The sequence below is a fragment of the Mycobacterium avium subsp. avium genome (assembly GCF_009741445.1).
Taxonomy (GTDB): domain Bacteria; phylum Actinomycetota; class Actinomycetes; order Mycobacteriales; family Mycobacteriaceae; genus Mycobacterium; species Mycobacterium avium.
This window is the reverse complement of sequence record NZ_CP046507.1, coordinates 913503-939538: the sequence shown is the minus strand read 5'-3', so window position 1 is coordinate 939538 and position 26036 is coordinate 913503. Positions and strand designations below refer to the sequence as shown.

31 protein-coding genes and 2 pseudogenes are annotated in these 26036 nt (G+C 71.2%); 12 read left to right on the top strand and 21 right to left on the bottom strand.

The features are described 5' to 3' along the window. Positions 1–12 precede the first annotated feature (12 nt). Both MAA44156_RS04715 and MAA44156_RS04710 read right to left on the bottom strand, forming a co-directional pair. Positions 13–498, bottom strand: coding sequence for a hemerythrin domain-containing protein (locus MAA44156_RS04715; protein WP_003875335.1), 486 nt, complete (start codon positions 496–498; stop codon positions 13–15). Beyond that, on the bottom strand, positions 495–1466 hold the full coding sequence (locus MAA44156_RS04710) for a Rieske (2Fe-2S) protein (protein ID WP_011725507.1): 972 nt from the start codon (positions 1464–1466) through the stop codon (positions 495–497). Before MAA44156_RS04710 ends, MAA44156_RS04715 begins: the two co-directional genes overlap by 4 nt. A 270-nt stretch (positions 1467–1736) precedes the next feature. Here MAA44156_RS04710 and MAA44156_RS04705 point away from each other — a divergent pair, with 270 nt between their 5' ends. The 5 genes from MAA44156_RS04705 to phtC are packed head-to-tail and all read left to right on the top strand — an operon-like array spanning position 1737 to position 5352. Continuing rightward, positions 1737–3098, top strand: a complete 1362-nt coding sequence (locus tag MAA44156_RS04705) for an aromatic ring-hydroxylating dioxygenase subunit alpha (protein ID WP_023879868.1) — start codon at positions 1737–1739, stop codon at positions 3096–3098. Then, on the top strand, positions 3083–3607 hold the full coding sequence (locus tag MAA44156_RS04700) for a 3-phenylpropionate/cinnamic acid dioxygenase subunit beta (protein ID WP_029248536.1): 525 nt from the start codon (positions 3083–3085) through the stop codon (positions 3605–3607). The genes MAA44156_RS04705 and MAA44156_RS04700 overlap by 16 nt, the downstream gene beginning before the upstream one ends. Continuing rightward, complete coding sequence (locus MAA44156_RS04695; RefSeq protein ID WP_009977819.1) at positions 3604–3855, top strand: hypothetical protein; 252 nt, start codon at positions 3604–3606, stop codon at positions 3853–3855. The genes MAA44156_RS04700 and MAA44156_RS04695 overlap by 4 nt, the downstream gene beginning before the upstream one ends. Beyond that, positions 3839–4633 (top strand): 3-(cis-5,6-dihydroxycyclohexa-1,3-dien-1-yl)propanoate dehydrogenase, encoded by a 795-nt coding sequence (gene hcaB / locus MAA44156_RS04690; RefSeq protein WP_009977820.1) that lies wholly within the window; start codon positions 3839–3841, stop codon positions 4631–4633. Before MAA44156_RS04695 ends, hcaB begins: the two co-directional genes overlap by 17 nt. Continuing rightward, entirely contained in the window at positions 4630–5352 is a 723-nt protein-coding gene (gene phtC, locus MAA44156_RS04685; protein WP_009977821.1) for a 3,4-dihydroxyphthalate decarboxylase, read from the top strand. Before hcaB ends, phtC begins: the two co-directional genes overlap by 4 nt. Here phtC and MAA44156_RS04680 read toward each other — a convergent pair. Further along, positions 5349–6164, bottom strand: coding sequence for an IclR family transcriptional regulator (locus tag MAA44156_RS04680; protein WP_009977823.1), 816 nt, complete (start codon positions 6162–6164; stop codon positions 5349–5351). The genes phtC and MAA44156_RS04680 overlap by 4 nt on opposite strands. A gap of 50 nt (positions 6165–6214) precedes the next feature. Between MAA44156_RS04680 and MAA44156_RS04675 the strand changes: the two genes are divergently transcribed. Beyond that, positions 6215–7021, top strand: a complete 807-nt coding sequence (locus tag MAA44156_RS04675; protein WP_009977824.1) for an SGNH/GDSL hydrolase family protein — start codon at positions 6215–6217, stop codon at positions 7019–7021. Next, on the top strand, positions 7018–7683 hold the full coding sequence (locus tag MAA44156_RS04670) for a DedA family protein (RefSeq protein ID WP_003875326.1): 666 nt from the start codon (positions 7018–7020) through the stop codon (positions 7681–7683). Before MAA44156_RS04675 ends, MAA44156_RS04670 begins: the two co-directional genes overlap by 4 nt. Here MAA44156_RS04670 and MAA44156_RS04665 read toward each other — a convergent pair whose 3' ends face one another. Beyond that, positions 7684–8301, bottom strand: coding sequence for a TetR/AcrR family transcriptional regulator (locus MAA44156_RS04665; RefSeq protein WP_003875325.1), 618 nt, complete (start codon positions 8299–8301; stop codon positions 7684–7686). Between the two features lie 152 nt (positions 8302–8453). On the opposite strand from MAA44156_RS04665, the gene MAA44156_RS04660 reads away from it, so the two are divergent. Next, entirely contained in the window at positions 8454–8891 is a 438-nt protein-coding gene (locus tag MAA44156_RS04660) for an anti-sigma factor antagonist (protein ID WP_003875324.1), read from the top strand. 42 nt (positions 8892–8933) lie between these two features. Here MAA44156_RS04660 and MAA44156_RS04655 read toward each other — a convergent pair whose 3' ends face one another. From MAA44156_RS04655 to MAA44156_RS04645, 3 genes are all read right to left on the bottom strand, one after another. Then, positions 8934–9704 (bottom strand): sulfite exporter TauE/SafE family protein, encoded by a 771-nt coding sequence (locus MAA44156_RS04655; protein ID WP_009977827.1) that lies wholly within the window; start codon positions 9702–9704, stop codon positions 8934–8936. A 69-nt stretch (positions 9705–9773) separates the two neighbouring features. Next, a complete protein-coding gene (locus tag MAA44156_RS04650; protein WP_009977829.1) occupies positions 9774–10715 on the bottom strand; it encodes a catalase family peroxidase in 942 nt (313 codons plus the stop codon). Between the two features lie 35 nt (positions 10716–10750). Further along, positions 10751–11551, bottom strand: coding sequence for an SDR family NAD(P)-dependent oxidoreductase (locus MAA44156_RS04645; protein ID WP_009977830.1), 801 nt, complete (start codon positions 11549–11551; stop codon positions 10751–10753). Between the two features lie 183 nt (positions 11552–11734). Between MAA44156_RS04645 and MAA44156_RS04640 the strand changes: the two genes are divergently transcribed. Beyond that, the gene (locus MAA44156_RS04640; RefSeq protein WP_023884101.1) at positions 11735–12334 is read left to right on the top strand and encodes a hypothetical protein; all 600 of its coding nucleotides are present in this window, start codon (positions 11735–11737) and stop codon (positions 12332–12334) included. An 85-nt stretch (positions 12335–12419) separates the two neighbouring features. Next, a complete protein-coding gene (locus MAA44156_RS04635) occupies positions 12420–13967 on the top strand; it encodes a long-chain-fatty-acid--CoA ligase (protein ID WP_009977831.1) in 1548 nt (515 codons plus the stop codon). A gap of 5 nt (positions 13968–13972) precedes the next feature. Here the strand turns inward: MAA44156_RS04635 and MAA44156_RS04630 are convergent, their stop codons facing one another. The 6 genes and pseudogenes from MAA44156_RS04630 to dprA all read right to left on the bottom strand — a co-directional run bounded on the left by MAA44156_RS04630 (position 13973) and on the right by dprA (position 17951). Then, the gene (locus MAA44156_RS04630) at positions 13973–14809 is read right to left on the bottom strand and encodes an enoyl-CoA hydratase/isomerase family protein (RefSeq protein WP_009977832.1); all 837 of its coding nucleotides are present in this window, start codon (positions 14807–14809) and stop codon (positions 13973–13975) included. Positions 14810–14897: 88 nt separating this feature from the next. Then, complete coding sequence (locus MAA44156_RS04625) at positions 14898–15191, bottom strand: hypothetical protein (RefSeq protein ID WP_009977834.1); 294 nt, start codon at positions 15189–15191, stop codon at positions 14898–14900. A 20-nt stretch (positions 15192–15211) separates the two neighbouring features. Continuing rightward, positions 15212–15610 carry an Rv1443c family protein gene (locus MAA44156_RS04620; RefSeq protein ID WP_009977836.1) on the bottom strand — a complete coding sequence of 133 codons (399 nt, stop codon included), beginning with the start codon at positions 15608–15610 and terminating at the stop codon, positions 15212–15214. A 5-nt stretch (positions 15611–15615) separates the two neighbouring features. Further along, positions 15616–15864: pseudogene (locus MAA44156_RS04615) on the bottom strand (alpha-hydroxy-acid oxidizing protein); the annotation flags it as partial. A 25-nt stretch (positions 15865–15889) separates the two neighbouring features. Then, a complete protein-coding gene (locus MAA44156_RS04610; RefSeq protein ID WP_009977839.1) occupies positions 15890–16741 on the bottom strand; it encodes a siderophore-interacting protein in 852 nt (283 codons plus the stop codon). Between the two features lie 43 nt (positions 16742–16784). Next, a complete protein-coding gene (gene dprA / locus MAA44156_RS04605; protein WP_033726171.1) occupies positions 16785–17951 on the bottom strand; it encodes a DNA-processing protein DprA in 1167 nt (388 codons plus the stop codon). Between the two features lie 110 nt (positions 17952–18061). On the opposite strand from dprA, the gene MAA44156_RS04600 reads away from it, so the two are divergent. Beyond that, positions 18062–18337 carry a DUF4190 domain-containing protein gene (locus MAA44156_RS04600; RefSeq protein ID WP_003875087.1) on the top strand — a complete coding sequence of 92 codons (276 nt, stop codon included), beginning with the start codon at positions 18062–18064 and terminating at the stop codon, positions 18335–18337. 26 nt (positions 18338–18363) lie between these two features. On the opposite strand, the gene MAA44156_RS04595 is transcribed toward MAA44156_RS04600, so the two are convergent. From MAA44156_RS04595 to MAA44156_RS04580, 4 genes are all read right to left on the bottom strand, one after another. Further along, positions 18364–19875, bottom strand: coding sequence for a YifB family Mg chelatase-like AAA ATPase (locus MAA44156_RS04595; RefSeq protein ID WP_009978152.1), 1512 nt, complete (start codon positions 19873–19875; stop codon positions 18364–18366). After that, positions 19875–20252, bottom strand: a complete 378-nt coding sequence (locus tag MAA44156_RS04590; protein ID WP_029248554.1) for a YraN family protein — start codon at positions 20250–20252, stop codon at positions 19875–19877. The genes MAA44156_RS04595 and MAA44156_RS04590 overlap by 1 nt, the downstream gene beginning before the upstream one ends. A 122-nt stretch (positions 20253–20374) precedes the next feature. Then, positions 20375–21193 (bottom strand): formate dehydrogenase accessory sulfurtransferase FdhD, encoded by an 819-nt coding sequence (gene fdhD / locus MAA44156_RS04585; protein ID WP_009978155.1) that lies wholly within the window; start codon positions 21191–21193, stop codon positions 20375–20377. Between the two features lie 56 nt (positions 21194–21249). Beyond that, the gene (locus MAA44156_RS04580; protein ID WP_009978157.1) at positions 21250–22239 is read right to left on the bottom strand and encodes an SDR family oxidoreductase; all 990 of its coding nucleotides are present in this window, start codon (positions 22237–22239) and stop codon (positions 21250–21252) included. 288 nt (positions 22240–22527) lie between these two features. Here MAA44156_RS04580 and MAA44156_RS04575 point away from each other — a divergent pair, with 288 nt between their 5' ends. After that, on the top strand, positions 22528–23298 hold the full coding sequence (locus MAA44156_RS04575) for a GAF and ANTAR domain-containing protein (RefSeq protein ID WP_003875078.1): 771 nt from the start codon (positions 22528–22530) through the stop codon (positions 23296–23298). A 6-nt stretch (positions 23299–23304) separates the two neighbouring features. On the opposite strand, the gene MAA44156_RS04570 is transcribed toward MAA44156_RS04575, so the two are convergent. The 4 genes and pseudogenes from MAA44156_RS04570 to rplS all read right to left on the bottom strand — a co-directional run bounded on the left by MAA44156_RS04570 (position 23305) and on the right by rplS (position 25693). Beyond that, positions 23305–23610: a DUF2469 domain-containing protein gene (locus MAA44156_RS04570; protein ID WP_003875077.1), complete on the bottom strand. Its 306-nt coding sequence runs from the start codon at positions 23608–23610 to the stop codon at positions 23305–23307. Between the two features lie 7 nt (positions 23611–23617). Continuing rightward, a pseudogene (locus tag MAA44156_RS04565) lies at positions 23618–24392 on the bottom strand (ribonuclease HII). A gap of 2 nt (positions 24393–24394) precedes the next feature. Next, positions 24395–25294, bottom strand: a complete 900-nt coding sequence (gene lepB / locus MAA44156_RS04560; protein ID WP_009978161.1) for a signal peptidase I — start codon at positions 25292–25294, stop codon at positions 24395–24397. A gap of 57 nt (positions 25295–25351) precedes the next feature. Further along, entirely contained in the window at positions 25352–25693 is a 342-nt protein-coding gene (gene rplS, locus MAA44156_RS04555) for a 50S ribosomal protein L19 (RefSeq protein ID WP_003875074.1), read from the bottom strand. Between the last annotated feature and the right edge of the window lie 343 nt (positions 25694–26036).

Sequence of the window (26036 nt, the reverse complement as noted above, 5' to 3'; positions counted from 1 at the left end):
CGACCGTCGGCCTCAGAGCGAACGCACCAGCGCCGCGCGTCCCTTGGTGCGCATCTTGTACAGCGCCGAGCCGCGGTACTGCTCCATCTTGGCGGCCATCTTGTTGCCCAGCTCCTCGAGCTCCGCGTCGGTGATGTGCACCTGCGGCGGGGCCGGGATCATGTCGCGTTCCTCCTCGTCGGCGTGCGCCTCGAGCACCGTCTTGAAGGAGTTCCATTCGTCCTCGTAGTTCGGCGCGCTCTGCGGGGTGCGCAGCAGCACCGAAAGCTGGTCGACGACCTGGCGATGCTCGGCATGGGCGACGGCGATCAGCTTGCTGGCCTCCTTGAGGGCCGGGTAGTACAGGTCATCCTCGATGCGGAAGTGGATGTCGAGCTCGATCAGCAGGTCGTCGAAAAGGGCATGGCGCTCTTCGGAATTCACCGGCGCCTCGCTGATCTTGCGGCCGAGGCCCTTGATCACGATGTGGTGTTCCTTCAAGACGTCGTAGGCGTTCAACTGGCTCCTCCTTTTGCGATTCCGACCGCGCCGCCGGGAGCGGGCTGCTGCTCGCCGCGGACCTCGACCACTCCGTCGACCACTCGGGCCTGGTAGCACGGCAGCGGCGCCGCCGCCGGCCCGCGCACCACCTCGCCGGACTCGGCGGCGAACCACGAGCCGTGCCACGGGCAGACCAACCGGCCCCGGTCCAGCCAGCCGTCGGCCATCGGGGCGGCCAGGTGCGGACAGAACTCCCCGTACGCGGCGACCTCGCCCGGCTTGGTCTGGCACACGACCAGGCCGACGCCGTCGACCTCGACGCGCACCGGTTTGCCGTTGAGCGAACTGGCCGGCAGCACCGGCGTCCAGGCCGAGGTGCGCAGCCGCGGGCCGGACTGGTCGATGCCGATGCCGGACTCGAAGACCAGCGCCCCGCCCAGATAGCTGCCGGCCACCGTGATGCCGTAGCCCAGCGCGGTGAGCAGGATGCCGCGTCCGTGCCGGCCCCGGCGCCGGTCGAACCACGACTGCACGTACAGCGCGGTGGCGGCCACGTTGAGCAGGCCGTGCACGGCGCCGACCCGGCGGTCCTCCTCGTGGGTGTGCTGCCAGTCGGTGACGCCGGTGACGGCCGAACCAAGGCTGGCCAGGATGCCCACCCCGAGCGCGCGGGTGGCGAACCGGGAGGCGTCGACGACCTCGGAGGCGGGTTGCCCGGGCAGCACGCTCAGCGCGTCCAGCGCCACCGTGGTGCCGAGCGCGCCGCTGGTCAGCGACGCCAGCGGCGGGTGCACCGGGTGACCGAGCCAGACCCCGTTGAGCGCGTTGGTGACGGTGTTGCGGGCGCTGCCCAGCCCGTTGTAGGCGAAGCTGAGCAGGTGTTCGAACCGGTAACTCGGCCGGTCCATCCACTCCTGGCGGCCGATCGCCGCCACCACCTTCGATCCGACCTTCTGCAATCGACCCGCTCGTGGTCGACCCACCATGACACCAGTCCTTTCTCACGCCGGCAGGCAGACGGCGATCATCACGCCGAACCGAACGGATACCCCTTAACGCGCCGCGCTCACATGCGCGGGATGGCTGACGTGAACAACCGTAACTGCGGCGTTGCGGCTTTCGATTGCGTGCAACCTGTGAATTAGCACCAAGCATTCTGGCGGAAAGCTGGTGGCGCGCGGGCCCGGAGATTGACCAGCGCTACCGACTGCGGGATTCTACTGAGCGGAAAGTATTTCTGTAGAACAGAGGCAGCGATGGCTGGGCCGGACGGCGGGTTGCTCGGGGTGCTCGAGAACGTGCGCCGCGGGATGATCCCCGCGCACATCTACAACGACCCCGAACTGTTCGCGCTGGAGAAGCGGCGGCTGTTCGCCCGGGCGTGGACGTTCGTGGGGCACGAGTCCGAGATTCCGCACGACGGCGACTACATGGTGCGCCGGGTGCTCGACGATTCGTTCATCATCACCCGCGGATCCGACGGCCGGGTGCGGGCCCTGTTCAACATGTGCCTGCACCGCGGGATGCAGGTGTGCCGCGCGGAGCTGGGCAACGCCTCCAATTTCCGCTGCCCGTATCACGGCTGGACCTACCGCAACGACGGCCGGCTCACCGGATTGCCGTTCCACCGGGAGGCCTACGGCGGCGACGACGGGTTCGTCAAGGACCAAACCCTTTTGCCCGCACCGAATTTCGCCGGCTACAACGGGCTGCTGTTCATCAGCCTGGATCCGGCCGCACCACCGCTGCAGGATTTTCTCGGCGACTTCCGGTTCTACCTGGACTACTACACCCGCCAAAGCGCGGGCGGCGTGGAGCTGCGCGGGCCGCAGCGCTGGCGGATCCGGGCGAACTGGAAGATCGGGGCGGAGAATTTCGCCGGCGACATGTACCACACCCCGCACACCCACGCCTCGATCGTCGATATCGGGCTGTTCCGCGAGCCGAAGGCCCAGAAGCGCAAGGACGGCGCTACCTATTGGGCGCACCGCGGCGGCGGCACCACCTACAAGCTTCCGCCGGGCGGCTTCGAGGAGCGGATGCACTACGTCGGCTACCCCGACGAGATGATCGGGCGGATCAAACAGGTGTGGACGCCGCGGCAGCAGCGGGTGGTCGGCGAGGACGGGTTCATGGTTTCGGCGGCGACCTGCTTTCCCAATCTGAGTTTCGTGCACAACTGGCCCAAGGTGCGCGACGGGCGCGACGACGAGACGCTGCCGTTCATCTCGATCCGGTTGTGGCAGCCGATCAGCGAGAACGAGACCGAGGTGTGTTCGTGGTTCGCGGTGGACTCCGCGGCTCCCGCGCACTACAAACAGGATTCGTACAAGGCGTATCTGATGTGCTTCGGGTCCACCGGCATGTTCGAGCAGGACGATGTGGAGAACTGGGTGTCGCTGACCACCACCGCGGGCGGGTCGATGGCGCGGCGGCTGCTGCTGAACAGCCGGATGGGCCTGTACGACGACGGCCGCCCGGTCGTCGAGGCGCTGGCGCCCAGCGCTTTCCACGGCCCCGGACGCGCGCAGGTCGGCTACAACGAGCACAACCAGCGGGCGCTGCTGGCCATGTGGGCCGACTATCTGCAGGAAGGCGACGCATGCGAAAACCGTTGACCTGCCTGCCCTTTGACGATGCCCGGCACCTGCAGGCGCACCAGTTCCTGGTGGACGAGGCCTACCTGCTCGACGCCCAGCACTACCAGGCGTGGCTGGACACGCTGACCGACGACGTCCGCTACGTCATGCCGGTGCGGGTGACCACCGCGCGCGGCGCGGGGTTCGACACCAGCCCGGGGATGGCGCACTTCGACGAGGACAAGTACTCGCTGAGCCAGCGGGTCGCGCGGTTCGCCACCGAGCACGCCTGGACCGAGGATCCGCCGTCGCGGCTGCGGCATTTCGTCACCAACGTGCGCACCTTCGTCGAGGACGACCGGCACCTGCTGGTCGAGTCCGCCGAGCTGCTGTTCCGCAGCCGCGGCGACGTCAACGAGAGCGCCCTGGTGTCCTGCGGCCGCGAGGACGTGCTGCGCTGGTGTGAGGATCGCTGGAAGTTGGCCCGCCGCAGCATCTTCGTCGACGAGTCGGTGCTGAGGATGCAGAACCTGGCGGTGTTTTTGTGAATCCCGCCGGCGAACCCATCATCCTCGGCAACGAATTCACCGAGGTGCGGCTGCAGCGGGTCGAGACCCGCAACGGGTCGCGGCTGCTGATCAGCGCCCCCAAGACCGGGCGCTCGATCACCCTGGACCCGCTGGAGGTCGAGGCGCTGACCTGGCAGAACCCCCGCACGCTGGCCGCCATGGTGGGCAACGGCCAGGCGCCGCTGCTGCCCGACGAACCGGAGGACGGCGATGACCGGCTGGCTTGACGGCAAGCGCGCCCTCGTCGTCGGCGCGGGGTCGGGAATCGGGCGCGCCGTCGTCGACGCCTTCGCCGCCGAGGGCGCGAAAGTCGCTGCGCTGGAACGCGATAGCGACAAGTGCGACCGGCTGCGCCGGCAGCTGCCCGAGGTGGCCGTCGCCGAGGGCGACGCCACCACCCGCGAGGCCAACGAACGGGCGGTGGCGCTCGCGGTGGACACCTTCGGCGGGCTGGACACCCTGGTCAACTGCGTCGGGGTGTTCGACTTCTACCGCGGGGTGGCCGACATCGACGCGGGCGCGCTCGCCGACGCGTTCGACGAGATGTTTCGCACCAACGTGCTGAGCCACCTGCAGTCGGTCAAGGCGGCGCTGCCCGCGCTGCGGGCCGCCGGTGCCTCCTCGATCGTGCTGACCGAGTCCGCGTCGTCGTTCTATCCGGGCCGCGGCGGGGTGCTCTACGTGTCGTCCAAATTCGCGGTGCGCGGGCTGGTTTCGGCGTTGGCGCACGAGCTGGCGCCGGGGATCCGGGTCAACGGCGTGGCCCCGGGCGGCACGCTGGGCACCGACCTGCGCGGCCTGGCCAGCCTGGGGCTGCAGGGCACCCGCCTGGACGACGCCCCGGACCGGGCGGCCGAGGTGGCCGCCCGCACTCCCCTGCGGGTCGCGCTGTCCGGCGCCGACCATGCCTGGAGTTTCGTGTTCCTGGCCTCCGACCGGTCCCGCGGCATCACCGGCGAAACCGTAAGGCCCGACGGCGGATTCGGGCTGGGGACGCCGCGGTGAGCGGCCGGCTGGACGAGCAGCGCGCCCTGGTGGCGCAGGGCTGCCGGGTGGCGGCGGCCCGCGGCCTGGTCGACGGCATCCTCGGGCATGTGAGCCTGCGGATCGACGACGAGCGCCTGCTGGTGCGCTGCCGCAGCGACACCGACGACGGGGTGGCGTTCACCCGGCCCGGTGACATCCGGCTGGTCCGGTTCGACGGAACCGCCGGCGCCCCAGGCGAACTCGACGGCTACCGGGTGCCCAACGAACTGCCGATCCATGTCGAGACCATGCTGGCCGACCCGCGGCACACCGCCGTCGCGCACCTGCACCCACCGGCCGTGGTCGCCGCCGACCTGGCCGGCATCACCCTGCGGCCGATCTACGGCGCCCACGACATTCCCGGCGCCCGGCTGGCCCGCGGCGGCGTGCCGGTGTACGAACGCGCCGTGCTGATCCACGATTCGCGGCTGGCCCGGGACATGGTGGCGGCGATGCGCGGCCGGCCGGTGGTGATCTGCCGCGGGCACGGCATCACCAGCGCCGCCGCCACCGTGCCCCAGGCGGTGCTGCAGGCGATCAGCGTCGACGCGCTGGCCCGGATGTCGTTGCGGGTGCGCGCGGCCGGCGGCACGCTGCGCGACATCGCCGACGCCGACTGGGACGACCTGCCGGACCTGGGGCCGGCGTTCACCGCCGAGGCGGCCTGGCGACACGAGGTGGCGCGGATCGGAGGCTAGCCGAGCTGATCGCCGATCTCCTTGGCGGCGGCCACAAGTGCGGCGGCCACCGCGGGGTAGCGGGCGGCGTCCAGCCGGTTCTGCGGGGCGGCGGCGTTCAGGGCCAGCCGCAGCCCGGGCGCCCGGGTGGGGATCGGCACGGCAACCGACGCGACACCCTCCTCGCTCTCCTCCCGGTTGGTGGCGTAGCCGCGCTCGCGGATCGCGGCCAGCTCGGCCTCCAGCGCGGCGCGGCTGCCGAGGGAATGCGCGGTGATGCGCTTGAGCCGCTCGCGCGGCAGCAGCGCCCGCAGTTCGGCCGCGGACAACTGGGCCAGCATCACCTTGCCCGTCGAGGTGCAATGCGCCGGCAAGGCGCGGCCCAGCCGGGAGGCCACCCGCACCGCGGCCGGGCCCTCGACGGCGGCGACGAACCGCACGCTGGCCCCGTCGAGCATGCCGACGTGCACCGTCTCGCGCAGCTGCTCGCTGAGCGCGCGCATGATGGGCGCGGCCGATCGCGCGATGTCGAGGCGGCCGAAGATGGCGAACGCCACCCCGGTCAGCGACGGGCCGGGCAGATACGCCTTGGACACCGGATCCTGCCGGACGAATCCGCGGTAGGCCAGCATCGCCAGCAGCCGGTGCGCCGTCGAGGACGCCACACCCAGATAGCGGGTGGCCTCGCTCAACCGGATCTCGGGTTGCTCGCCCAGCAGCAGCAACAGCTTGAGCGCGTTGTCGACCGATTCGATCGGATACTGCGGCGCAAGCGAATCGGCGGCCGGCGCGCCCGCGGCTGGCCCGGCGACTCGCGCACGCTTGGCTGGCATGGCTCCACGGTAACCAGTCGGCGGCCCGGCTTCGCGTTATTCTCGGCTTCGTGAGCGGGGCCATTCACCCTGGATACCGCCGTTACGTCGCCATCGGCGACAGCCAGACCGAGGGCCTGTGGGACGGCGACGACAGCACGGGCCTGCTCGGATTCGCCGACCGCCTCGCCGCGATGCTCGATTCGGCGTATCCCGGGCTGCAATACGCCAACCTCGCGATCCGCGGCAAACGGATAGGCCACGTGCTGGCCGAGCAGGTCCCGGCGGCCCTGGCGATGCGGCCGGACCTGATCACGGTGTGCGCCGGCATGAACGACGTCATCCAGCCCGGGCGCTCGTTCGGCCCGGCCCTGACCGACCTGGACCACATCTACGCCGCGCTGGCCGGATCGGGCGCGACGGTGGTGACGACGACCTTTCCGAACGTCGCGCAGTTCCTGCCGCTGGGCCGGCTGGTGGCCGGGCGGCTGACCCGGATCAACGCGGCCATCCGGGCGGCCGCGAACCGGCACGGGTTCCGGCTGGTCGACCTGTACAGCGCACCGTCGATGCGGGAGTTGGACACCTGGGCCGTCGACCGGGTGCACGCCTCGACCAAGGGGCACATCTTGTTCGCGGCCGCGGCCGCCGAGGCGCTGAATCTGCCTGACAGCAGCCATGATTGGGCCCTGGGCGGGCAGCAGCGGGCCCGGCGTTCGGTCGCGGCCGGCGCCTACGAGCAGTGGCGCTGGACGCAGGACAGCTTCGTCCCGTGGGTCTGGCGGCGGCTGCGCGGCCTCTCGTCGTACGACGGGCGCGAACCCAAACGTCCGCGGCTGCAGGGCGTGGGCAGCGCATCAGGCATCCTTGACGCATGAACGTGGAGCCCTTGCTGCACTCGATCCCGCCGCTCGCGGTTTATCTGGTGGTCGGCGGCGTGGTCGGGATCGAGAGCCTGGGCATTCCGCTGCCCGGCGAGATCGTGCTGGTCACCGCGGCGCTGATGTCGTCGCATCACGACCTGGCCGTCAATCCGCTCGGTGTCGGCGTCGCCGCGGTGATCGGGGCGGTGATCGGCGATTCGATCGGCTACGCGGTGGGGCGGCGGTTCGGCATGCCGCTGTTCGAGCGGCTCGGCCGGCGGTTTCCCAAACACTTCGGCCCCGGACACGTCGCGCTGGCCGAGAAGTTGTTCAACCGGTGGGGCGCGCGGGCCGTCTTCCTGGGCCGCTTCATCGCGCTGCTGCGGATCCTGGCCGGGCCGCTGGCCGGCGCGCTGAAGATGCACTACCCGCGGTTCCTGACGGCCAACGTCTCCGGCGCCATCTGCTGGGCGGGCGGCACCACCGCGCTGGTCTATTTCGCCGGGGTGGCCGCCGAGCGCTGGCTGGAGCGGTTCTCCTGGATCGGGCTGGTGGTCGCCGTGGTGGCCGGGCTGACGGCGGCAATCCTGTTGCGGGAGCGCACCTCCCGGGCGATCGCCGAGCTGGAGGCCGAGCACTACCGCAAGACCGGCAACACCGCGACCGACCCGGTCTGACTACACCGCCTCGCCGGTGTCGGACACCAGCGGCGGCCGGTGTTCCTCGATCAGGGTGCGGGCCATCCGGCGGGCGCGCCGCGCGGCGTCGAGGTCGCCGACGGCGGCCAGCACGATGGCGCCCTTCATCAGGATGTGCCAGGACGACGCGAAGTCCTCGACGTCGGTCAAACCCGCCGCCACCGCGCGGCGGCGCACGATGTCGCGGACGCGGTCGATGTGGGCGATGCAGGCCTTTCCGGCCGGATGCTCCGGGCCCAGCTCGAGCAGCACGTTGATGAACGAGCAGCCCTCGTACCGGTCGCCCTGCCGGAACCACTCGTCCATCACGTCGAAGATCGCCAGCAGCTGCTCCTCCGGCGTGGCGCCGCGCAGCCGGGACTGCTCCTCGATCAGCCCGTACGTCCACAGCTCCTCGCGACGCTGCAGCACGGCCAGCACCAGGTCGTTCTTCGTCGCGAAATGGCGGTACAGCGTCGCCCGGGCGACACCGGCCCGGGCGATCACTTCGTCGGTGCCCACCGCGCGGATCCCACGCCGGCTGAACAGCTCATATGCCGCGGTCAGGACGCGTTCACGTGCCGAGGCGCCGGACGATCCGGCATCCGGAGTTGTCATACGAGCCTTACCGTACTCTTAGGTCAGGACCCGTAGACAGACCGCCCTGTCTCGTTATACAAAAGAAATTCGCCTGCGAACAGTCTGTCTTCAGACAGAAGGACGGGCATCCATTCGAGGCGCTCCCGCGCCTGTCGATTAGGGGGTCCATCATGAATTCAGTCATTGTGGAACCGATGTCCGCCACGCACCTGACGCTGAGCACCAAACTCGTCTACGAACTGGGCGACCCCAACAGCACACTGCGGGCGACGACCGCGCGCAGCGGCTCCGCGGTGCTGATCTATGCGGGCGGCGAGATCGACGCGTGCAACGAGGACACCTGGCGCCACCTGGTCAGCGAGGCCGCCGGCGTCGTCACCACCCCTGGGCCGTTCGTGGTCGACGTCACCGGCCTGGAGTTCATGGGGTGCTGCGCGTTCGCCGTGCTCACCGACGAGGCGAAACGCTGCCGACAGCGCGGCATCGACCTGCGGCTGGTGAGCTGCGAGCCGATCGTCGGCCGCATCATCGACGCGTGCGGGCTGTCGGACATCCTGCCGATCTACCCCACGGTCGACTCCGCGCTGTCCGGCGCCGACCGCTGGTGAGCACCGGGTAGCACCAAAACCGTTGCCGCAGCGGCTGTTTCGTCATGCCACCGCGAGCAGGCGGTAGAGCCCGATCAGCCCCACCACCACGATGATGGCCCGCAGCGCGCCGCCGGACAGCCGGCGCCCGTACCGGGCGCCGAGCAGCCCGCCGACCAGCGAGCCCGCCGCGATCAGTCCGGCCGCCGCCCAGCTGATCCGGCCGAACGCCACCGACGTATAGGCAACCGCCGCAACCACATTCACCACCAGGGCCAGCAGATTCTTGGCGGCGTTCATCCGCTGCACCGATTCGGGCAGCAGTGCCCCCATCAGGCCGACCAGCAAAATGCCCTGGGCGGCAGTGAAATAGCCGCCGTAGACGCCGACGGCGAAGGTGCCGAACACCAGCGTCGCCATCCGCCCGGGTGGCACGTGTTCGGGTGAGCGGCCCGCCAGCTCGGCGCGCCGGGCCGTCCACGCCTGGATCCGCGGCCCGGTCACCACCAGGACCAGCGCCGCCACCAGCAGCACCGGCACGATCTCGGCGAACACCTTCTCCGGCAGATGCAGCAGCAGATAGGCGCCCAGCCCGGCGCCGGCAAGCGAGGCCGGCAGCTGCCAGCGCAGCCGGTCCCACTGACCGCGCAGCTCGGCGCGATAGCCCCAGGTGCCCGAGACGCTGCCGGCGACCAGGCCGGTGGCGTTGGACATGGTGGCCGTCACCGGCGGATAGCCGAGCGCCACCAGCGTCGGGAAGGTGATCAGGGTGCCGGACCCGACCAGCGCGTTGATCGCACCGGCGGCCAGCCCGGCCAGGCATATGACGAACATCTGAAATGGCGACACCGGAGAAAAACCTTAGCCTGCCGCCGATTTCGGCGGCAGGCTAAGGGGCCAAGGTCACACCGGCGGGGCTTGCGCGCCGCGGTCCACCCCGGTCCGCAACTTGACCGACGCCGAGTACACCAGGGTCCGGAACCGCAGCACCGGATCGTCGGAGGGCTCGATGCCGTCGGTGACGCGCATCGGGTCGAAGACGACGATGTCGCCGCCGTGCTCGCGTTCGGTGTCGGGGCCGGTGATCGTCACGGTGCCGACGGTGACGATCTGCGTGCTCTGCCAGGCCGACGAGGGGTCCACCGTCGAGTCCGTGGGCCCGGCGATCTGCACCCGGAAGTCGAACCGCACCGGCCCGTCCTGCAGTCGCGCCGCCAGCTCGTCGGTGAGAAAGTCCGGGTCCTTGCCGCGGGCGTCGGAGGCCGACAGGTATTCCTCGGCCGCGGTCGGAACCAGGTGGTAGCGAACGAATCTCGCGCTGCCGTCGGCGGCGATCCAGCGGAAGGCGTGCAGGCCGTGGTACTCGGTGGTGGCGTAGCTCGCCGGGATCCGGTTGGCCTCCCGCAGCAGGGGCAGCGCCCCGAGCAGCCGCGGATGGGTGAGCAGGTGGGTGGCCAACCGCAGCGGCGTGGTCAGGCCGGGCCGCATCGCCTTGAGCAGATCGATGAACCCCTCCGGGGTGCTGGAGACGAACAGCCGCGCGGTCTGTGCCGAGACGTCGGTGGTGGAGCCGTCCGGCAGGGTGAACTTGACCGCCATCCCGCGCACCCCGGGCGCGCCGTCGCGTTGCTTCGGGTTGCCCGATCCGTTGGAGAAGCGGATCAGCGCCGGGACCGTCGAGCCGTCGAGATGCGGTGCGGCCGAAAGCATCACCGCGTCCCGGGTGGCGGTGAACGTGCCGCGGTACAGCGTGCCCTTGGCGTGCAGTGCGCGGCAGCCGGGCTGGGCTCCCCCGGTCCCCCGGATCGCCTCGATCGCCTGGTCGGGAGTTAATCCACCGCTCATGGACGGATCTTAGTGGTAATTGAATCCAATTGGTATCAGCTGGGAAAGCCGAACAGTTCCACCACGCCGTGATCGCGGCCGGCGGTGTAGCCGCCGTCGACGGCGATGGCCTGGCCGCTGACGAACGAGGCGTCGGTGGACAGCAGGAAGGCGGCCATCGCGGCGATCTCTTCGGGCCGCCCCAGCCGCTGCAGGGCGTGCTCCCTGGTGATCGAGGCCAGCGGCGCCTCCATGCCGGGAATGCTGAACACGTTGTGCGCCATGGGCGTTTCGATGAAGCCGGGGCAGATGACGTTGGCGCGGATCCCGCTGGGCCCGTAGTCGAGCGCGATGTTCTTGGTCAGCAGCACGACACCGCCCTTGGCCGCGTTGTAGGAGCTGCCCCCGGCGGTGCCCTCCAGGCCCTCGACGCTGGCGACCGTGACGAGCGAACCGCGCTCGCCGTCGACGCGGGGCTGGTCGATCATCCGCGCCAGGGCCGCCTTGGCCACCAGGAAGGTGCCGGTGAGGTTGACCCCGATCACCCGGTCCCATTCGGAGCGGTCCAGCAGGTGCACCGGGCCTCCCCCGGCGACACCGGCGGCGTGAAAGACGCCGTCGAGGCGGCCCGGCACGGCGGCCAGCACCGCGGCGACGGCGGATTCGTCGGTCACGTCGGCGGGCACGAAGGTGAACCGGGGGCCCAGGCCGCCGGGCGGGTCGGCCAGGTCGGCGCCGACCACGGTGCCGCCCTCGGCCAGCAGCCGCCGCGCGGTGGCCAGGCCGATGCCGGAGGCGGCGCCGGTCACGACAAAGGTGCGGGAACGGGCACGATCGGGGTTCACCATGCCCGTCATGGTGGCACACCGCGCCGGTCCCGGGGTTGCCGATGGCTGGTTTCTGCTGAAATACGTTGGCGCACTGAGGTTTACCCGACCAGCGGCGGCGCCCTATCGAGCGTCCTTGGACATCGAGGCCCGGGCGGGGCACGATGAGGCCATCGGTGAAACCCGCACCGCCCGAGCGAGTTAGGAACAACGATGTCATCGACTCGACCTCCCCGCGCCCCGTCGCGCTCCGGCGGACGGCGGCTCGCTACCGCCGGCCTCGCCGCCCTGGCCGTGGCCGTCGTCTGGGCCGGCGCCGCGCCTCCCGGCGCGCCCAGGGTGGCGCTGGTTTCCGGCGAGGCGATCGCCATCGCCCAGGGCGTCTCGGTCACCCCCGCGCCCGGCTGGACGCTGGGCAACCGCGGCCCGAACTGGGTGGCGCTGAACAACTCCGACACCACCGCGCAGCTGCGGATCACGGTCAAACCCGGGGCCGGCACCGACGCCGCCGCGCTGCTGCAGGCCGACGTCGACCAGTACACCGGCGGCGCCTCGGCCATCCTGACCGATGTGAACCGGCTGGGCCCGCCGGAGACCACGCCGCTGCAAGGCCCCAACTTTCAGCAGCAAGCCTCGCTCAACTACACGGCCACGGTGGTGCATCCGCAGGGCTCGATCCCGGTGATCGGCACCTTCACCGAGCTGCTCAACACCTCGACCGGCCGCTCGGCGTTCGTCGACTTCCGGCAGGACAGCAGCGCGACCACCCAGGCCGCCGGCGAGGGTGCGGCGATGATCGCGTCTTTGCAATAGCGGCCGGCGCTCGCCGGGGCCGCCGTCGCGGGCCCGGGCCCGACCGCGTAGGAAGAACGGGGACAAACCGAACGCGGAGGGGTTCATGCCAGCAGCCGAGACCAGGGAGACGCTCGCCGGAATCGTGGAACGGCACGCGCAGCGCCGGCCCGACGCGATCGCCATCCGCTACGGCGAACGGCAGTGGTCCTGGGCGGAGTGGAGCTCGCGGATCCGGCGCGCGGCGGGGGCGCTGCGCGGCGCCGGCATCGAGCGCGGCCAGTGCGTGGCGTTCCTGGACAAGAATCACCCCGCCTGCCTGGAGGTGCTCATCGGCGGCGCGTCCGTCGGCGCGGTGACCACGGTGGTCAATTGGCGGGTGATCGGCGACGAGCTGGTGCACGTGCTGGCCGACAGCGGCGCCCGCGTGCTGGTGGTCGGCGCCGAGCTGCGTCCGGCGGCCGAGGCGGCCGCCCGTCGGGTGCCGAGCCTGGAACGCATCATCGAGGTCGGTGACGAGTACGAATCCTTACTCGCCGCAGCCGAACCGGCGCCGAGCGATGCGGGCGTAGACACCGACGAGACGGCGTTGGTGATCTACAGCTCCGGCACCACCGGGCGGCCCAAGGGCGTGCTGCTGAGCCAGTGCGCGCTGGTCAATCACGCGGCGAACCTGGCGCCTGCGTTCCCGTTCGGCGACGGGGACGCGAATCTTGTTGCGATGCCGCTGTTTCACGTCGGCGGAATCGGCTACGCGCTGTTCGGGATCCGGGCCGGGGCGCCGACCATCATGACCCGCGAGCCCGACGCGGCGGCGCTGATCGGGGCGGTGCGCGCCGGCGCCACCCACGCGTTCTTCGTCCCGCCGGTGATCGCCCGGTTCCTGGACGCGGGCGAGGCGGCGCGCGCCAGCATCGCCGGTCTGCGCTACATCGTGTACGGGGCGGCGCCGATGCCGCTGCCGCTGCTGCACCGGGCGCTGTCGACGTGGCCGGGCACCAAATTCGTCCAGGTGTACGGGCAGACCGAGTTGTGCGGTGCGGTCACCGCGCTGTCCGACGACGATCACCGCGATGCGGCGCGCCCCCAGCTGCAGCTCTCGGCCGGAAAAGCGGTGCAGGGCTGCGAGATTCGCATCGTCGACCCGGGCAGCGGCGCCGAGTTGCCGGCCGGGCGGTCCGGCGAGGTGTGGGTGCGCAGCAACCAGAACATGAGCGGATACCTCAACCGTGCCGAAGCGACGGCCGAGACGATCACCGCCGATGGCTGGGTGCGCACCGGGGATGTGGGACGTCTGGACGCCGACGGCTACGTGTACATCGAAGACCGGTTGAAGGACATGATCATCACCGGCGGCGAGAACGTGTACGGCCCCGAGGTGGAGAGCGTTCTCATCGAGCACCCCGCCGTCGTCGACGCCGCGGTGATCGGGGTGCCCGACGACTTCTGGGGCGAATCGGTCAAGGCGATCGTGGTGGCCGACGGTGACGTCGATGCCGCCGACGTCATCGAGTTCTGTCGCCGGCACCTGGCCGGGTTCAAATGCCCGCGCACGGTGGATTTCGTGGCGGAGCTGCCCCGCAACGCCAGCGGCAAGATTCTGAAAACCCAGCTGCGGGAACCGTTTTGGCGCGACCGGGACAGGCGGGTGTGAGCCTGCTACAGCCGTCCGTCGACCCGCAGATCCGGGTGCACCCAGTCGGGTGAGCGGCGTTGTTTGAACGCGCGGAAGCCCTCGATGGCCTCGGCGTCGGACAGGCTGGCGGTCATGCCGATGCGGTCGTACAGGCCCAGGTAGTTGTCCAGGCTGGACTTGATGACGCCGCGGGCGCGCGGCGCGGTCCGGCAGCATTGCGCCAGTAGGTCTTTGGCCGCGTCCAGCAGGTTCTCGTGCGGCACCACCCGGGTGACCAGGCCCCAGTCGAGCGCTTCGACGGCGGTGAGCACCCGGCCGGTGAACATCAGGTCGCGGGTGCGCACCGGCCCGATGACCCGGGCCAGCATCTGGCTGTAGTAGGTGTCGGCGTAGCCGCGGAACAACTCGGGCACCCGGAAGGTAGCGCGATCGCTGACCACCGACAGGTCGCTGCACAGCGCGATCTGGAATCCGCCGCCCTGGCACAGCCCGTTGACCGCGGAGACGATCGACTTGGCCGAGGTGCGCACCGCGTCGAACGGGGTCACGTCCATGCCCAGCGCGGAGCCGAAGGTGATCCAGTTGTCCTCGCCGCCCCCGCCGCCCATGTCGCCACCGGGGGCGAAGACGTCGCCGGTTCCGGTGAGCACCAGCCCGGCCAGATCCGGGTCCTCGTTGAGACGTCCGACGGCGTAACGGATTCCGAAGTACATCGCCGGGCTCAGCGCATTGCGCGCCTGGGGCCGGTCGATGGTGCACAGCGCGATGGGTCCGTAGCGCTCGAAGCGCAGGTACGGCGTGCCCAGCCAATCGCCTTCGGGCGGACGGGGGGTGTCGGGCGGTGTGGGGTTCTGCGCCACGGGGCTCCTTTCGGGTCGGCGCCGCCGCGGATGCGTCGCGCCGCAACGCAGCTACGGTAGCTCTTACAGTATCTGCGGGGGCCGGCGGCTACACATACGGCAGGGCGGCCGTCGCGGCGGTGGCGGCGGCGTCGGCGACCACCTCGGCGAGTTGGGCCTGCAGGGTGGCGGTGGCCTCACCCACCGGCTGGTCGCAGAACCGGCAGCGGGTGGTGAAGTTCGGTTGCTCGTCTTCGTCGGGCCAGAACCGGCGCGGCCCCACCTGGGCGCCGGGGTCGAACTGGACGGCCTGATGCGGGGCGTCCTTGAGGATCCTGCCGACGGGATGGTGTTGCGGGCATTCGAGTTTCAGCATGCCGATGCCTTCTTGATTGCCGGCCATGGTTCACCGTCCTCTCGCTGTCAGTGCAGGATCCGCGCGAGCCTGCGCCACCGCCGGTGCCGGTGGCGGAACATGACCCGGGCGAAGGCGCGGGTCGGCAGGCCGCGCAGGCCGTCGTCGGTTTCGATCTCGTCGGTGTAGCGGCAGCTGCCCTCGTCGATGGGCTCGAAGGTCAGGCGGTGGTTCCAGGTGCGGACGGGTCCGCCGTGCTCGTTGGTGTAGATCTCGGTCGGGTCGAGCCGCTCTATGGTGAGGTGATGCGTCCAGGCGGGGATCACTCCGAACAACCAGAATCGCGCTGATCCCTGGGTGCCGACCTCGATGCGCTCGGGGACGTCGAGGCGGTAGATCCGCAGCACCGGGCTGAGCACGTGGCGCATCATCTCGGGCTTGCGGGCCAGCGCCGACGCGGTTTCCACCGGGATCGCACCGACAGGTCGCGTTCGGCGGCGCCGACGAACATGCGCGGGATCAGGCCCCAGCGGTCGAACGCCTCCCGGTTGGCCCGCTGGGTGCGTTCGTCGCCGGCGCCGCCGGTGACGTAGGACCACACCGACGGCGACATGGCCCGCTCGGCGCGGGCCTCCAGCTCGGCGAAGGCCATCGGCAGCGACGGCGCCACCCCGCCCAGGCCGCGGAAGTAGATCTCGTTCTGGTAGTCGCCGAACGCCATGAGATAGAGGATGCCAGTCGGGCCGTCAGGCTTGCGCCGACTCCGCCTGGGCCAGTTCCTTCTTCCACTGCCGGAACGTCTCTTCGGTGCGGCCGCGGCGCCAGTAGCCCGAGATCGACGCCGCCCATTTCGCGTCGACGCCGCGCTCCTTGCGGATGTAGGGCCGCAGGTTGTGCATGACGGCTTGGGCCTCGCCGTGGATGAAGACGTGCACCTGCCCGGGCAGCCAGGGGGCGCTGGTGACGGCCTCGATCAGCGGCGCGTGATCGCCGGCGCGGTCCTCGGGAACCAGGTCGGCGCGGCCGCCGCGGTACACCCAGTGCACCTCGACACCGTCGGGCGCGGTCAGCGGGATCTCGTCCTCGTGGCCGGCGACCTCGATGAAGGCCTTCCCGACCGCGCTGGGCGGCAACGCCTCCAGGGCCGCGGCGATGGCCGGCAGCGCCGATTCGTCGCCGGCCAGCAGATGCCAGTCGGCGGCCGGGTCGGGGGTGTAGGCGCCGCCGGGACCCATCAGGTAGATCGGCTGGCCGGGCTGGGCCGTGGCCGCCCACTGCCCGGCGATCCCGTGTTCGCCGTGCACGACGACGTCCAGGGCGATCTGGCGGGACGCGGCGTCGACGTGGCGGACCGTCAGGGTGCGCACCGAAGGCTTCTTCTCGGCCGGTAGCTCGGCGAAGCTGTCCAGGGTCAACGGCTGGGGCAGCCCGGCCACGTCCACGTCGTCGGCGACGAAGGCCAGCTTGACGTAGGAGTCGGTGAACTTGCTCGGCACGAAGGCGTCGAAATCCTTGCCCCTCAGCACGACCCGCACCATATGCGGGGTGAGTTGTTCGGTCCTGACAACCTCGAAGCTTTGCAGTGGTCGGCCCGCCACGTGTCCTCCTGTCCAAACCTCGACCCGCCGTCGACTATACGAGTCACGCCGGTGGCGGGGCCGGGCCCGCGGCGGTCCGCACGATCCTCCAGCGCCCGTCCTGGCGGCGCACCAGCCCGGCCAGCTCGAGCATCGCCAGCGGCCCCAGCGCCTGCTCGGGCAGCAACCCGCAGCCGACCGCGAGCTGCTCGACGGTGGCCGCGCCGCGGCCCGGCAACGCCTCGTACACCCGGCGTTCGGCCTCGCCCAGGCCGTCCAGCGGCGTGACCGGGTGCGGCTCCTCGGCGGCCAATTCGCCGATGTGGCCGATGAGCTCGACGACGTGCTCGACGCGGGTGATCAGCTCGGCGCCGTTGCGGAGCAGCGCGTGGCAGCCCGCCGAGGCCGACGACGTCACCGGCCCCGGCACCGCCGCCACCACCCGGCCCAGCGCGCGCGCCCAGGCCGCGGTGTTGGCCGCGCCGCTGCGCAGCCCGGCCTCCACCACGACGGTGGCCCCCGCCATCGCGGCCACCAGCCGATTGCGGGTTAGGAAGCGGTAGCGGGCCGGGCGGACACCGGGCGCATATTCGGTGAACAGCAGGCCGTGCTGCCCGATCCGGTGCAGCAGCGCGGAGTGACCGCTCGGGTAGGCGACGTCGAGCCCGCCGGCCAGCACCGCCACCGTGACGCCGTCGCAGTCCAGCGCGGCGCGGTGCGCCGCGCCGTCGATGCCGTAGGCGCCGCCGGAGACGACCGCGACGTCGCGCTGCACCAACCCGGCCACCAGGTCGCCGGCGACCTGCTCGCCGTAGGCGGTCGCGGCGCGGGTGCCGACCACGGCGGCCGCGCGGTGGGCGACCTCGTCGAGCCGGGCGGGGCCCTGCGCCCACAGCACCAGCGGCGCCAGCATCGGCGCGGTGCCGGGCGGGCGGGGTGTCGCCGCGCCGAACGCGGCGAAGGCCAGCACCGGCCACTCGTCGTCGTCGGGGGTGACCAACCGCCCGCCGCGCCGGGCGATCAGCTCGAGATCGGCCGCCGCGCGGTCGATCTCGCGCCGGGCTTCGGTGTGTTTGGCCAGCGCGTCGTCGACCGCTGCGCGCCGGACCCGCTCGGCCGCCTCCACCGGCCCGACCCGGCGCACCAGGGCGCCCAGCCCGGGGCAGGGCGGTTCGGCGACCCGGGACAGGTAGGCCCAGGCGCGCAACGCCCGGGGGTCGGCGGCCGTCATCGCCGTGCTCCCGGTTCCAAGAATCCGCCAAGAATCCGTCCAGCCTCGCCCGCGACTGTGGTGTGGTCCGCCGACGGCCGCCCGCCGGCCCGCACCGAACGGAGCGAACGATGATCCTCGACCTGCCGCTGGGCTACGCCGCGTCGCAACGTCCCAAAAACCCGTGGGCGGTCGCGGCGTTCGCGCTGAGCCTGGTCGCCTGGCTCGGTTTTCCCATCCCGGTGATCGCCATCGTGCTGGCCTGCATCGCGCTGCGCGAGATCCAAACGCGCGGCGAAAGCGGCCGCGCCATGGCGCAATTCGCCCGCGCGTTCGCGATCCTGGTGACCGTCGCGATCGCGCTGCGCGGCGGGCACACCGACTGGCTGACCCTGCTGCGCTGGTGACCCGGCCCGTCGGCGCGCCGCCGCGTTCATCGCTGCGCCCCCGCCTGGCGAAAGCTCAGCGCGGCGGCGACCTCCTCGGGTCCCGGCGATGTGCGCCCGGCCAGGTCGGCCACGCTCCACGCGACCCGCAGGGTGCGGTCCAGGCCCCGGATGCTGAGCAGTCCGCGGTCCAGCGCCTTCTGCAGCGGATCCATCGCCGCGCTGCCCAGCCGGAACTTGCGGCGCAGCAGCGGCCCGCTCACCTCGGCGTTGGTGCGAAACCCGTACGGCAGCCAGCGCTGCGCCGCGGCTTGCCGCGCCTGCGCGACCCGCCGGCGGACCTGCGCGGTGGATTCGCCGTCGCCGCCGCCGAACGCGCCGGCCCGCACCGGATGCATCTGCACCCGCAGGTCCACCCGGTCCAGCAGCGGCCCGGACAGCTTGCCCAGGTAGCGCCGCTTGGCGACCGCCGCGCAGACGCAGTCCTGCGGATCGGCCGGCGCGCACGGGCACAGGTTGGCGGCCAGCACCAGCTGGAAGCGGGCCGGGTAGCAGGCCACGCCGTCGCGGCGGGCCAGCCGAATCTCGCCGTCCTCCAACGGTGTTCGCAGCGCCTCCAGCGCGCTGAGCCGGATCTCGGCGCACTCGTCGAGGAACAGCACCCCGCGATGGGCCCGGCTGACCGCGCCCGGGCGGGCCATCCCGGAGCCGCCGCCGACCAGCGCCGCGACGCTGGAGCTGTGATGCGGCGCCACGAACGGCGGCCGGGTGATCAACGGCGTGTCCCCCGACAGCAGCCCGGCCACCGAGTGAATCGCGGTGACTTCCAGCGACTCGCTCTCCGTCAGCGGCGGCAGCAGCCCCGGAAGGCGTTGCGCGAGCATCGTTTTGCCCACCCCCGGCGGGCCGGTGAGCATCAGGTGGTGGGCCCCGGCCGCGGCCAACTCCACCGCGAACCGGGCCTGCGTCTGCCCGACCACGTCGACCAGATCCGCCGTCGGCTCCGGGACGGTGGTGTCCGGCTCGATCCGGCCGTCCAGGGCGCCGATGCCGCTCAGCCAGTCCTGCAGCTGGCCCAGCGTGCGCACGCCCCACACGTCGATGCCGTCGACCAGGCTGGCCTCGGCCAGGTTGTCGGCCGGGACCACCACGGCCGGCCAGCCGTCGCGCTTGGCGGCCAGCACCGCGGGCAGCACCCCGCGCACCGGCCGGACCCGCCCGTCCAGCGACAGCTCGCCCAGCAGCACCGTCTTGTCCAGCCGGTGCCACGGGTTCTTCCGCTGCGCCGACAGCACCGCCGACGCCAGAGCGATGTCGTAGACGCTGCCCATTTTCGGCAGCGTCGCCGGCGACAGCGCCAGCGTCAGCCGCGCCTGCGGCCAGTTGTTGGTGCAGTTGCTGACCGCCGCCCGGACCCGGTCGCGCGACTCCTGCAGCGCGGCGTCCGGCAACCCCACCAGATGCACGCCGGGCAGACCGGACGTGATGTCGGCCTCGATCTCCACGATCTGTCCGTCCACGCCGCGCACCGCGACGGAGAACGCGCGTCCCAGCGCCATCAGCCGATCCCCTGCAGATGCGTGATCTCCGGGGTGCGGCGGCGCCCCACCCGCACGCCGATCACGTCGATGCGGATGGCCGCCCAGCCCCGGTCCTGGCCGGCCAGCCACAGCCCGGCCAGCCGGCGCAGCCGGCGGACCTTGCGCGGCGTGACGGCCTGCGGCAGCCCGCCGTAGCCGTCGCCGGTGCGGGTCTTGACCTCGACGAACACCACCGTGGACGTGGCGTCGTCGCAGGCGATGATGTCGAGTTCTCCGTAGCGGCAGCGCCAGTTGCGGTGCAGCACGCGCAGCCCCATCCGGGTCAGGTGGTCCACGGCGAGCGCCTCACCCATCGCGCCCAGCTGGATCCGGGTCATCGTCGTTTCGGTCGTCATGGCGGCCACCCTGCCCGGCGCCGCCGACGGGCGAGGCCGGGCCGCCGGGCGCGGCCGCCCGCACCGGCCGGTTATCCCCAGTGCGGCGCGCATCCACAGCCGCGCCGTGCCACCGGTGCGGTTCAGCCGATCCGGTCGGCCCGGGTGTAGATGTTCATCGAGTCCTCCCGCAGAAAGGCCACCAACGTGACTCCGGACTCCTCGGCCAGCGACACCGCCAGTGACGACGGCGCGGACACCGCCGCCAGCACCGGGATGCCGGCCATCACCGCCTTCTGGGCCAGCTCGAACGACGCCCGCCCGCTGACCAGCAACACCGTGGCGCGCAGTGGCAGCCGCTGCTGCTCCAGCGCCCAGCCGATCACCTTGTCGACTGCGTTGTGCCGACCGACATCCTCGCGCACCACCAGCATGGTGCCGTCGGCGCGGAACAACGCGGCCGCATGCAGACCCCCGGTGCTGTCGAAAACCTTTTGCGCCGAACGCAATTGGTGTGGCATCGCCTGCAGGGTGGCGGCCGCGACGGTGGCGGGGTCGGCGGCCGGCGAAAACCGGCTGACCGATCGCACCGCCTCGAGCGACGCCTTGCCGCACACCCCGCACGAGGAGGTGGTGTAGAAGTTGCGGGTGATGTCGAGCTCGGGGCGGCCGAGGCCGGCCGCCAGCGTGACGTCCAGCACGTTGTAGCTGTTCGCGCCGTCCTCGCCGCGCCCGGCGCAGTAGCGGATGCTGTGCACGTCCTCGCGGGCCCCGATGATGCCCTCGGTCAGCAGAAAGCCTTGGGCCAGTTCGAAATCCGAGCCCGGCGTGCGCATCGTCACGGTGACCGCGGCGCCGCCCACCCGGATCTCCAACGGCTCCTCGACGACCAGGGTCTCCGGCCGGGTGATCGCCTGCCCGGCGGTCAGATGCGTGACCCGCCGGCGCGACGTTACCTGCACCGCCTCAAACTACCGCGACCGGTGGGTCAGCGAGCCGCGGCAGACCCACGAGCCGATCACACCGCCGACGCCAGCGCCGCCAGCGCCTGCGCCGAGGTGTGCACAGGCCGCCAGCCCAGGTGGGTTTTGGCCTTGGTGGTGTCCATCACCATCGACGTGCGCGCGGTGTGCAGCCATTCCAGCATCGAGGGCACCAGCGGCGCCTTGGATATCGCCGCCGAGGCCGCCGTCGCCGCCACGGCCGGCACCCGCACCGGCCGCCCGCCCAGCGCCTTGGCTACGTCGGCCACCGTCACCACCCCGTCGCCGGCGATGTTGTACGCCCCCGGGGGCGCCGGCGCGGTGGCGGCCAGCGCGATGGCCGACGCCACGTCGTCGTGGTGGACCAACTGCAGCGGATAACCGGGGTCCGGCACCACCGGCTTGAGCACCGGGATCGCCTGCACCGCTTTGACGATGGCGCGCAGCGGGCCGGGCAGCTGGTTCCACGGCATCGCGTCGGCCAGCGCGGTCGCGCCCGGCCCGGCCACGATGCAGGGCCGCAGCACGAACACCTCCAGCGGCGAATCCTTGGTGATCTCGGCGAGCATCGCCTCGGACGCGGCCTTCTGCGCGGAGTAGTAATGCTCGGCGGACCCGCGGGCCGGCACGTCCTCGGTCAGCGGGACGGGGTTGTCGGAGTGGTAGCCGTAGGCCGCCACCGACGACGTGTACACCAGGCGCCTCGGCCGCCCGGCCGCCACCGTCGCCTCGAAGACGTTGCGGGTGCCCTGCAGGTTGACGCGGGCGCTCTCGTCGCGCGAACCCATGATGATGAAGGCCAGGTGGATCACCACGTCGGCCTGCGCGACCACCGCGTCGACGGCCTCCCGGTCCAGGATGTCGCCCTGCTGGTAGGTGGTCTTCTGCCAGCCGCGCGAGGACGGGGAGAACGGCCGGCGAGCCATCCCGATGATCGCGTCCACGCCCGGTTCGCGCTCCAGTGCCGTCACCGCGGAGCGGCCGATCTCCCCCGTCGGTCCGGTCACCGCGACGGTCACACCCACTCGGTCACCCCCATTCAGACGTCCTTCCCCCCGGCGGCCGGCCGAAACCGTGCGAGGCCGGCGTCGCGCACGCCCGCTCGGCGCGTGGTAGAACCATCATTCCAACCCGCGCGCGATCGCGCCCGCCGCCCACGGGCGGGCATCGCACCTCGTCGACGACCGGCGGTGACGGCGGATGCCGTCGGCAACCCGGCCAAACGGCATGTAAGGCTGGTGTCGGCGAGGAGATAATTTACGGCGTTGGGGAGCGGGTCATCCCGCCGGCACCGCAGGAAACGAGGCAGCAGCATGGCGGAACAATCGGAAGCCGGCGCGGTGGCATCCGCGGCGGGCGGGGAGAAAGCCGACCCCGCGACGGTTTTCGCGGCGCTGGCCGAGATCATCTACCAGGGCTCGGACGCCAACGAGATGTATGCCGCCATCTGCATCGCCGCCACCCTGACGGTGCGCGGCTGCGACCACGCCAGCCTGTTGGTGCGCGAGAACGACCGCTACGTCACCGTCGGCGCCAGCGACCAGCTGGCCCGGCACATCGACGAGCTGGAACGCCGGGCCGGCGACGGCCCCTGCATCGACGCGATCGAGGAGGAGACGCCGCAGATCGACCCCGACCTGACCACGCCGTCGCTGTGGCCCAAGCTGGCCTCCGTGCTGGTCGCCGAGACCCCGGTGCGCGGTGCGATGGGCTTTCGGCTGCTGGTCGACAAGCGCAAGGGCGCGGCGCTCAACCTGTTCAGCGACACCCCCAACATGTTCGACGCCGAGTCGGCCGGCCGGGCGGCGGTGCTGGCCGCCTTCGCCAGCGTCGCCATCAACGCCGTCGCCAAGGGCGAGGACGCCGCGAGCCTGCGCCGCGGGCTGCTGTCCAACCGCGAGATCGGCAAGGCGGTCGGCATGTTGATGCTGTTGCACGAGATGACCGAGGACGAGGCGTTCGACCTGCTGCGCCGCCACTCCCAGGCGCTCAACATCAAGCTGGCCGAGGTGGCGCGCGCCGTGATCGACAACCGCGGTCAGCTGCCACCCGAGATCGAGAACCAGCTGCCGCCCAACACCTAGGCCGGGCTATTCGGGCAGCCGCAGCTCGGGCTTTTCGACCTCTTCGATGTTGACGTCCTTGAAGGTGACCACCCGCACCTGCTTGACGAACCGCGCCGGCCGGTACATGTCCCACACCCAGGCGTCGGAGAGCCGCAGCTCGAAGTAGACCTCGCCGTCGGCGTTGCGCGGTGTCATCTCCACGCTGTTGGCCAGGTAGAAGCGCCGTTCGGTTTCCACGACGTAGCTGAACTGTCCGACGATGTCCTTGTATTCGCGGTACAGCGAGAGCTCCATCTCGGTTTCATACTTTTCGAGATCTTCTGCGCTCATCTGCCACTCATCTGCTCAGACGTCCTTCTTCGGAGACACTGCCCTCGCCATCCCATCTTTCCTCACCGGCCCTCGTCGCGCTGCAGCGGTAGGTCCGGTTTGCAGTCGGCCACCACCCGGCCGCCCGAGCCGTTGGCCACCCGCCGCACGTTGATGAACGAATGACGATGCTGCGGGCACGGGCCCAGCCGGGCCAGCGCCGCGCTGTGCGCCGGCGTGCTGTAGCCCTTGTGGTCGGCGAAGCCGTAGCCGGGGTGCTCGGCGTCCATCGCCACCATCAACCGGTCCCGGCTGACCTTGGCCAGCACGCTGGCGGCCGCGATGCACGCCGCGACGGCGTCGCCCCCGATCACCGGCAGCGACGGCACCGCCAACCCGGGCACCCGGAAGCCGTCGCTGAGCACGTAGCCGGGCCGCAGCGACAGCCCGGCCACGGCACGGCGCATCCCCTCGATGTTGGCGACGTGCACGCCGCGGCGGTCCACCTCCGCCGGCGGAATGAACACCACGTGGTAGGCCAGCGCATAGCGGCGGATCACCGGGAACAGCCGCTCCCGCACGCTCTCCGTCAGCTTTTTCGAATCATCAAGGGCAGCAAGGCTTTCCAGCTTCGCCGGGCCGAGCACGCAGGCCGCCACCACCAGCGGTCCGGCGCAGGCGCCGCGGCCCACCTCGTCGACGCCGGCCACCGGCCCCAGCCCGCTGCGGTACAGCGCCGACTCCAGGGTGCGCAGACCCGACGATTTACGAATCACCGTCCGGGGCGGCCACGTCGTGGCCATGGTTACTGCCCCTGTTGCGGGTTCACCGATCCCACCCCGCCCCAGCGGGACGGCGGCCACACGATGAACCTGGCCTTGCCGATCACGTTGGACACCGGCACGGTTCCCGACGCCGGATCCCCGGTGCACAACACGCCCTTGAGCGCCTCGGCCGGCACGCTGGTGCAGTGCGCGCGTGAATCCGCGGAGTGGGTCCGGTTGTCGCCCATCACCCACAGCCGCCCGGCCGGCACGGTGACCGGGCCGAACTCACTGCCCAGGCACGGGTACACCGACGGGTCGGCGGCCATGGTGTTGCGATCCAGGTAGGGCTCGCGCAGCGGCTTGCCGTTGACCGTCAGCCCCGTCTCGGCCCGGCACTGCACGGTCTGCCCCCCGACCGCGATCACCCTTTTGACCAGGTCGTTCTCGTCCGGTGGGACGAAGCCGACGAAGGACAGCGCGTTCTGCGCCCAGCGCAGCGCGGTGTTGTTGGACCGGATCGACTTGTAGCCGAGGTTCCACGACGGCGGGCCCTTGAAGACGATGACGTCGCCGGGGCGCGGGGCGCCGAAGCCGTAGCTGACCTTGTCGACCATGATCCGGTCGCCCACACAGCCGGTGCAGCCGTGCAGCGTGGGCTCCATGGACTCCGACGGAATCAGGTACGGCCGCGCCACGAAGGTCAGCATGACGTAGTAGAGCAGCACGGCGATCACCGCCAGGATGGCGAATTCGCGCAGCGTCGAACGCTTGGAGCCCTCGGTGGGAGCGGCTGCGTCGGGCTTGGTCCCCGGTTCGGGAACCGGTGCGGGCGCGCCAGCGTCGTCGTCGGGGCGGGTATCCGGGTTGCGGGTGGAGACCTTCGGATCTGCGTCGCCAGCGTGGGACTGGGGGTTAGAGGAATCCGCGGTGTCGGTCACGAGATCAGCGTAGCCAGCGCACGTTACGGCCCGGCAAGCGGCGAGCGGTCGGGCCGCTCAGCGCTTCTCCTTGATCTTGGCCTTCTTGCCGCGCAGTTCACGCAGGTAGTACAGCTTGGCGCGGCGCACGTCTCCGCGGGTCACCACCTGGATGTGGTCGATGTTGGGCGAGTGCACCGGGAAGGTCCGCTCGACGCCGACGCCGTAGCTTTCCTTGCGCACGGTGAAGGTCTCGCGCACGCCGCCGCCCTGGCGGCGGATCACCACGCCCTTGAACACCTGGATCCGCTCCTTGGCGCCCTCGATGACCTTGACGTGCACGTTGACGGTGTCGCCCGGGCCGAAAACCGGGATGTCGTCGCGCAGCGACGCCTGATCGACGAAGTCCAGCCGGTTCATGTGAGAGACACTTCCTTGAGGTCGCGGCCGGCGGCAGCCACCCACACGCGGGTGTGAGGCGGTCGCCCGGCCGATGGTTTCGGGCTTTCTGGCGCATCTCGCAGCAGGCGGGAAGTGGCCCAGCCGGCCTGCAACCGCTGGAGACAACTGGTCAATTGTGCCAGACGGGGTCCCTGGCGCGGAAATCACAGCGCGTCGGCGGTTCACAACGAGCCGAACTCGCTGGTGAATGGTACATATGACTGGGGTCAGAACGCGCTACCCGCACCACGGCGTGATGGCCGGTGCGAGTGCCGCGAGCGGGCCGCCGTAGGCACTGTGTCGAGTCGCGCGCAAGGAGACG

What these genes read in the sequence shown, in the direction of transcription:
- MAA44156_RS04710 (WP_011725507.1), bottom strand. Translation starts at nt 1,466, where the DNA reads ATGGTGGGTCGACCACGAGCGGGTCGATTGCAGAAGGTCGGATCGAAG.
- MAA44156_RS04705 (WP_023879868.1), top strand. Translation starts at nt 1,737, where the DNA reads ATGGCTGGGCCGGACGGCGGGTTGCTCGGGGTGCTCGAGAACGTGCGC.
- MAA44156_RS04700 (WP_029248536.1), top strand. Translation starts at nt 3,083, where the DNA reads ATGCGAAAACCGTTGACCTGCCTGCCCTTTGACGATGCCCGGCACCTG.
- hcaB (WP_009977820.1), top strand. Translation starts at nt 3,839, where the DNA reads ATGACCGGCTGGCTTGACGGCAAGCGCGCCCTCGTCGTCGGCGCGGGG.
- MAA44156_RS04680 (WP_009977823.1), bottom strand. Translation starts at nt 6,164, where the DNA reads ATGCCAGCCAAGCGTGCGCGAGTCGCCGGGCCAGCCGCGGGCGCGCCG.
- MAA44156_RS04670 (WP_003875326.1), top strand. Translation starts at nt 7,018, where the DNA reads ATGAACGTGGAGCCCTTGCTGCACTCGATCCCGCCGCTCGCGGTTTAT.
- MAA44156_RS04665 (WP_003875325.1), bottom strand. Translation starts at nt 8,301, where the DNA reads ATGACAACTCCGGATGCCGGATCGTCCGGCGCCTCGGCACGTGAACGC.
- MAA44156_RS04660 (WP_003875324.1), top strand. Translation starts at nt 8,454, where the DNA reads ATGAATTCAGTCATTGTGGAACCGATGTCCGCCACGCACCTGACGCTG.
- MAA44156_RS04655 (WP_009977827.1), bottom strand. Translation starts at nt 9,704, where the DNA reads ATGTTCGTCATATGCCTGGCCGGGCTGGCCGCCGGTGCGATCAACGCG.
- MAA44156_RS04650 (WP_009977829.1), bottom strand. Translation starts at nt 10,715, where the DNA reads ATGAGCGGTGGATTAACTCCCGACCAGGCGATCGAGGCGATCCGGGGG.
- MAA44156_RS04645 (WP_009977830.1), bottom strand. Translation starts at nt 11,551, where the DNA reads ATGACGGGCATGGTGAACCCCGATCGTGCCCGTTCCCGCACCTTTGTC.
- MAA44156_RS04640 (WP_023884101.1), top strand. Translation starts at nt 11,735, where the DNA reads ATGTCATCGACTCGACCTCCCCGCGCCCCGTCGCGCTCCGGCGGACGG.
- MAA44156_RS04635 (WP_009977831.1), top strand. Translation starts at nt 12,420, where the DNA reads ATGCCAGCAGCCGAGACCAGGGAGACGCTCGCCGGAATCGTGGAACGG.
- MAA44156_RS04625 (WP_009977834.1), bottom strand. Translation starts at nt 15,191, where the DNA reads ATGGCCGGCAATCAAGAAGGCATCGGCATGCTGAAACTCGAATGCCCG.
- dprA (WP_033726171.1), bottom strand. Translation starts at nt 17,951, where the DNA reads ATGACGGCCGCCGACCCCCGGGCGTTGCGCGCCTGGGCCTACCTGTCC.
- MAA44156_RS04600 (WP_003875087.1), top strand. Translation starts at nt 18,062, where the DNA reads ATGATCCTCGACCTGCCGCTGGGCTACGCCGCGTCGCAACGTCCCAAA.
- MAA44156_RS04595 (WP_009978152.1), bottom strand. Translation starts at nt 19,875, where the DNA reads ATGGCGCTGGGACGCGCGTTCTCCGTCGCGGTGCGCGGCGTGGACGGA.
- MAA44156_RS04590 (WP_029248554.1), bottom strand. Translation starts at nt 20,252, where the DNA reads ATGACGACCGAAACGACGATGACCCGGATCCAGCTGGGCGCGATGGGT.
- MAA44156_RS04575 (WP_003875078.1), top strand. Translation starts at nt 22,528, where the DNA reads ATGGCGGAACAATCGGAAGCCGGCGCGGTGGCATCCGCGGCGGGCGGG.
- MAA44156_RS04570 (WP_003875077.1), bottom strand. Translation starts at nt 23,610, where the DNA reads ATGAGCGCAGAAGATCTCGAAAAGTATGAAACCGAGATGGAGCTCTCG.
- rplS (WP_003875074.1), bottom strand. Translation starts at nt 25,693, where the DNA reads ATGAACCGGCTGGACTTCGTCGATCAGGCGTCGCTGCGCGACGACATC.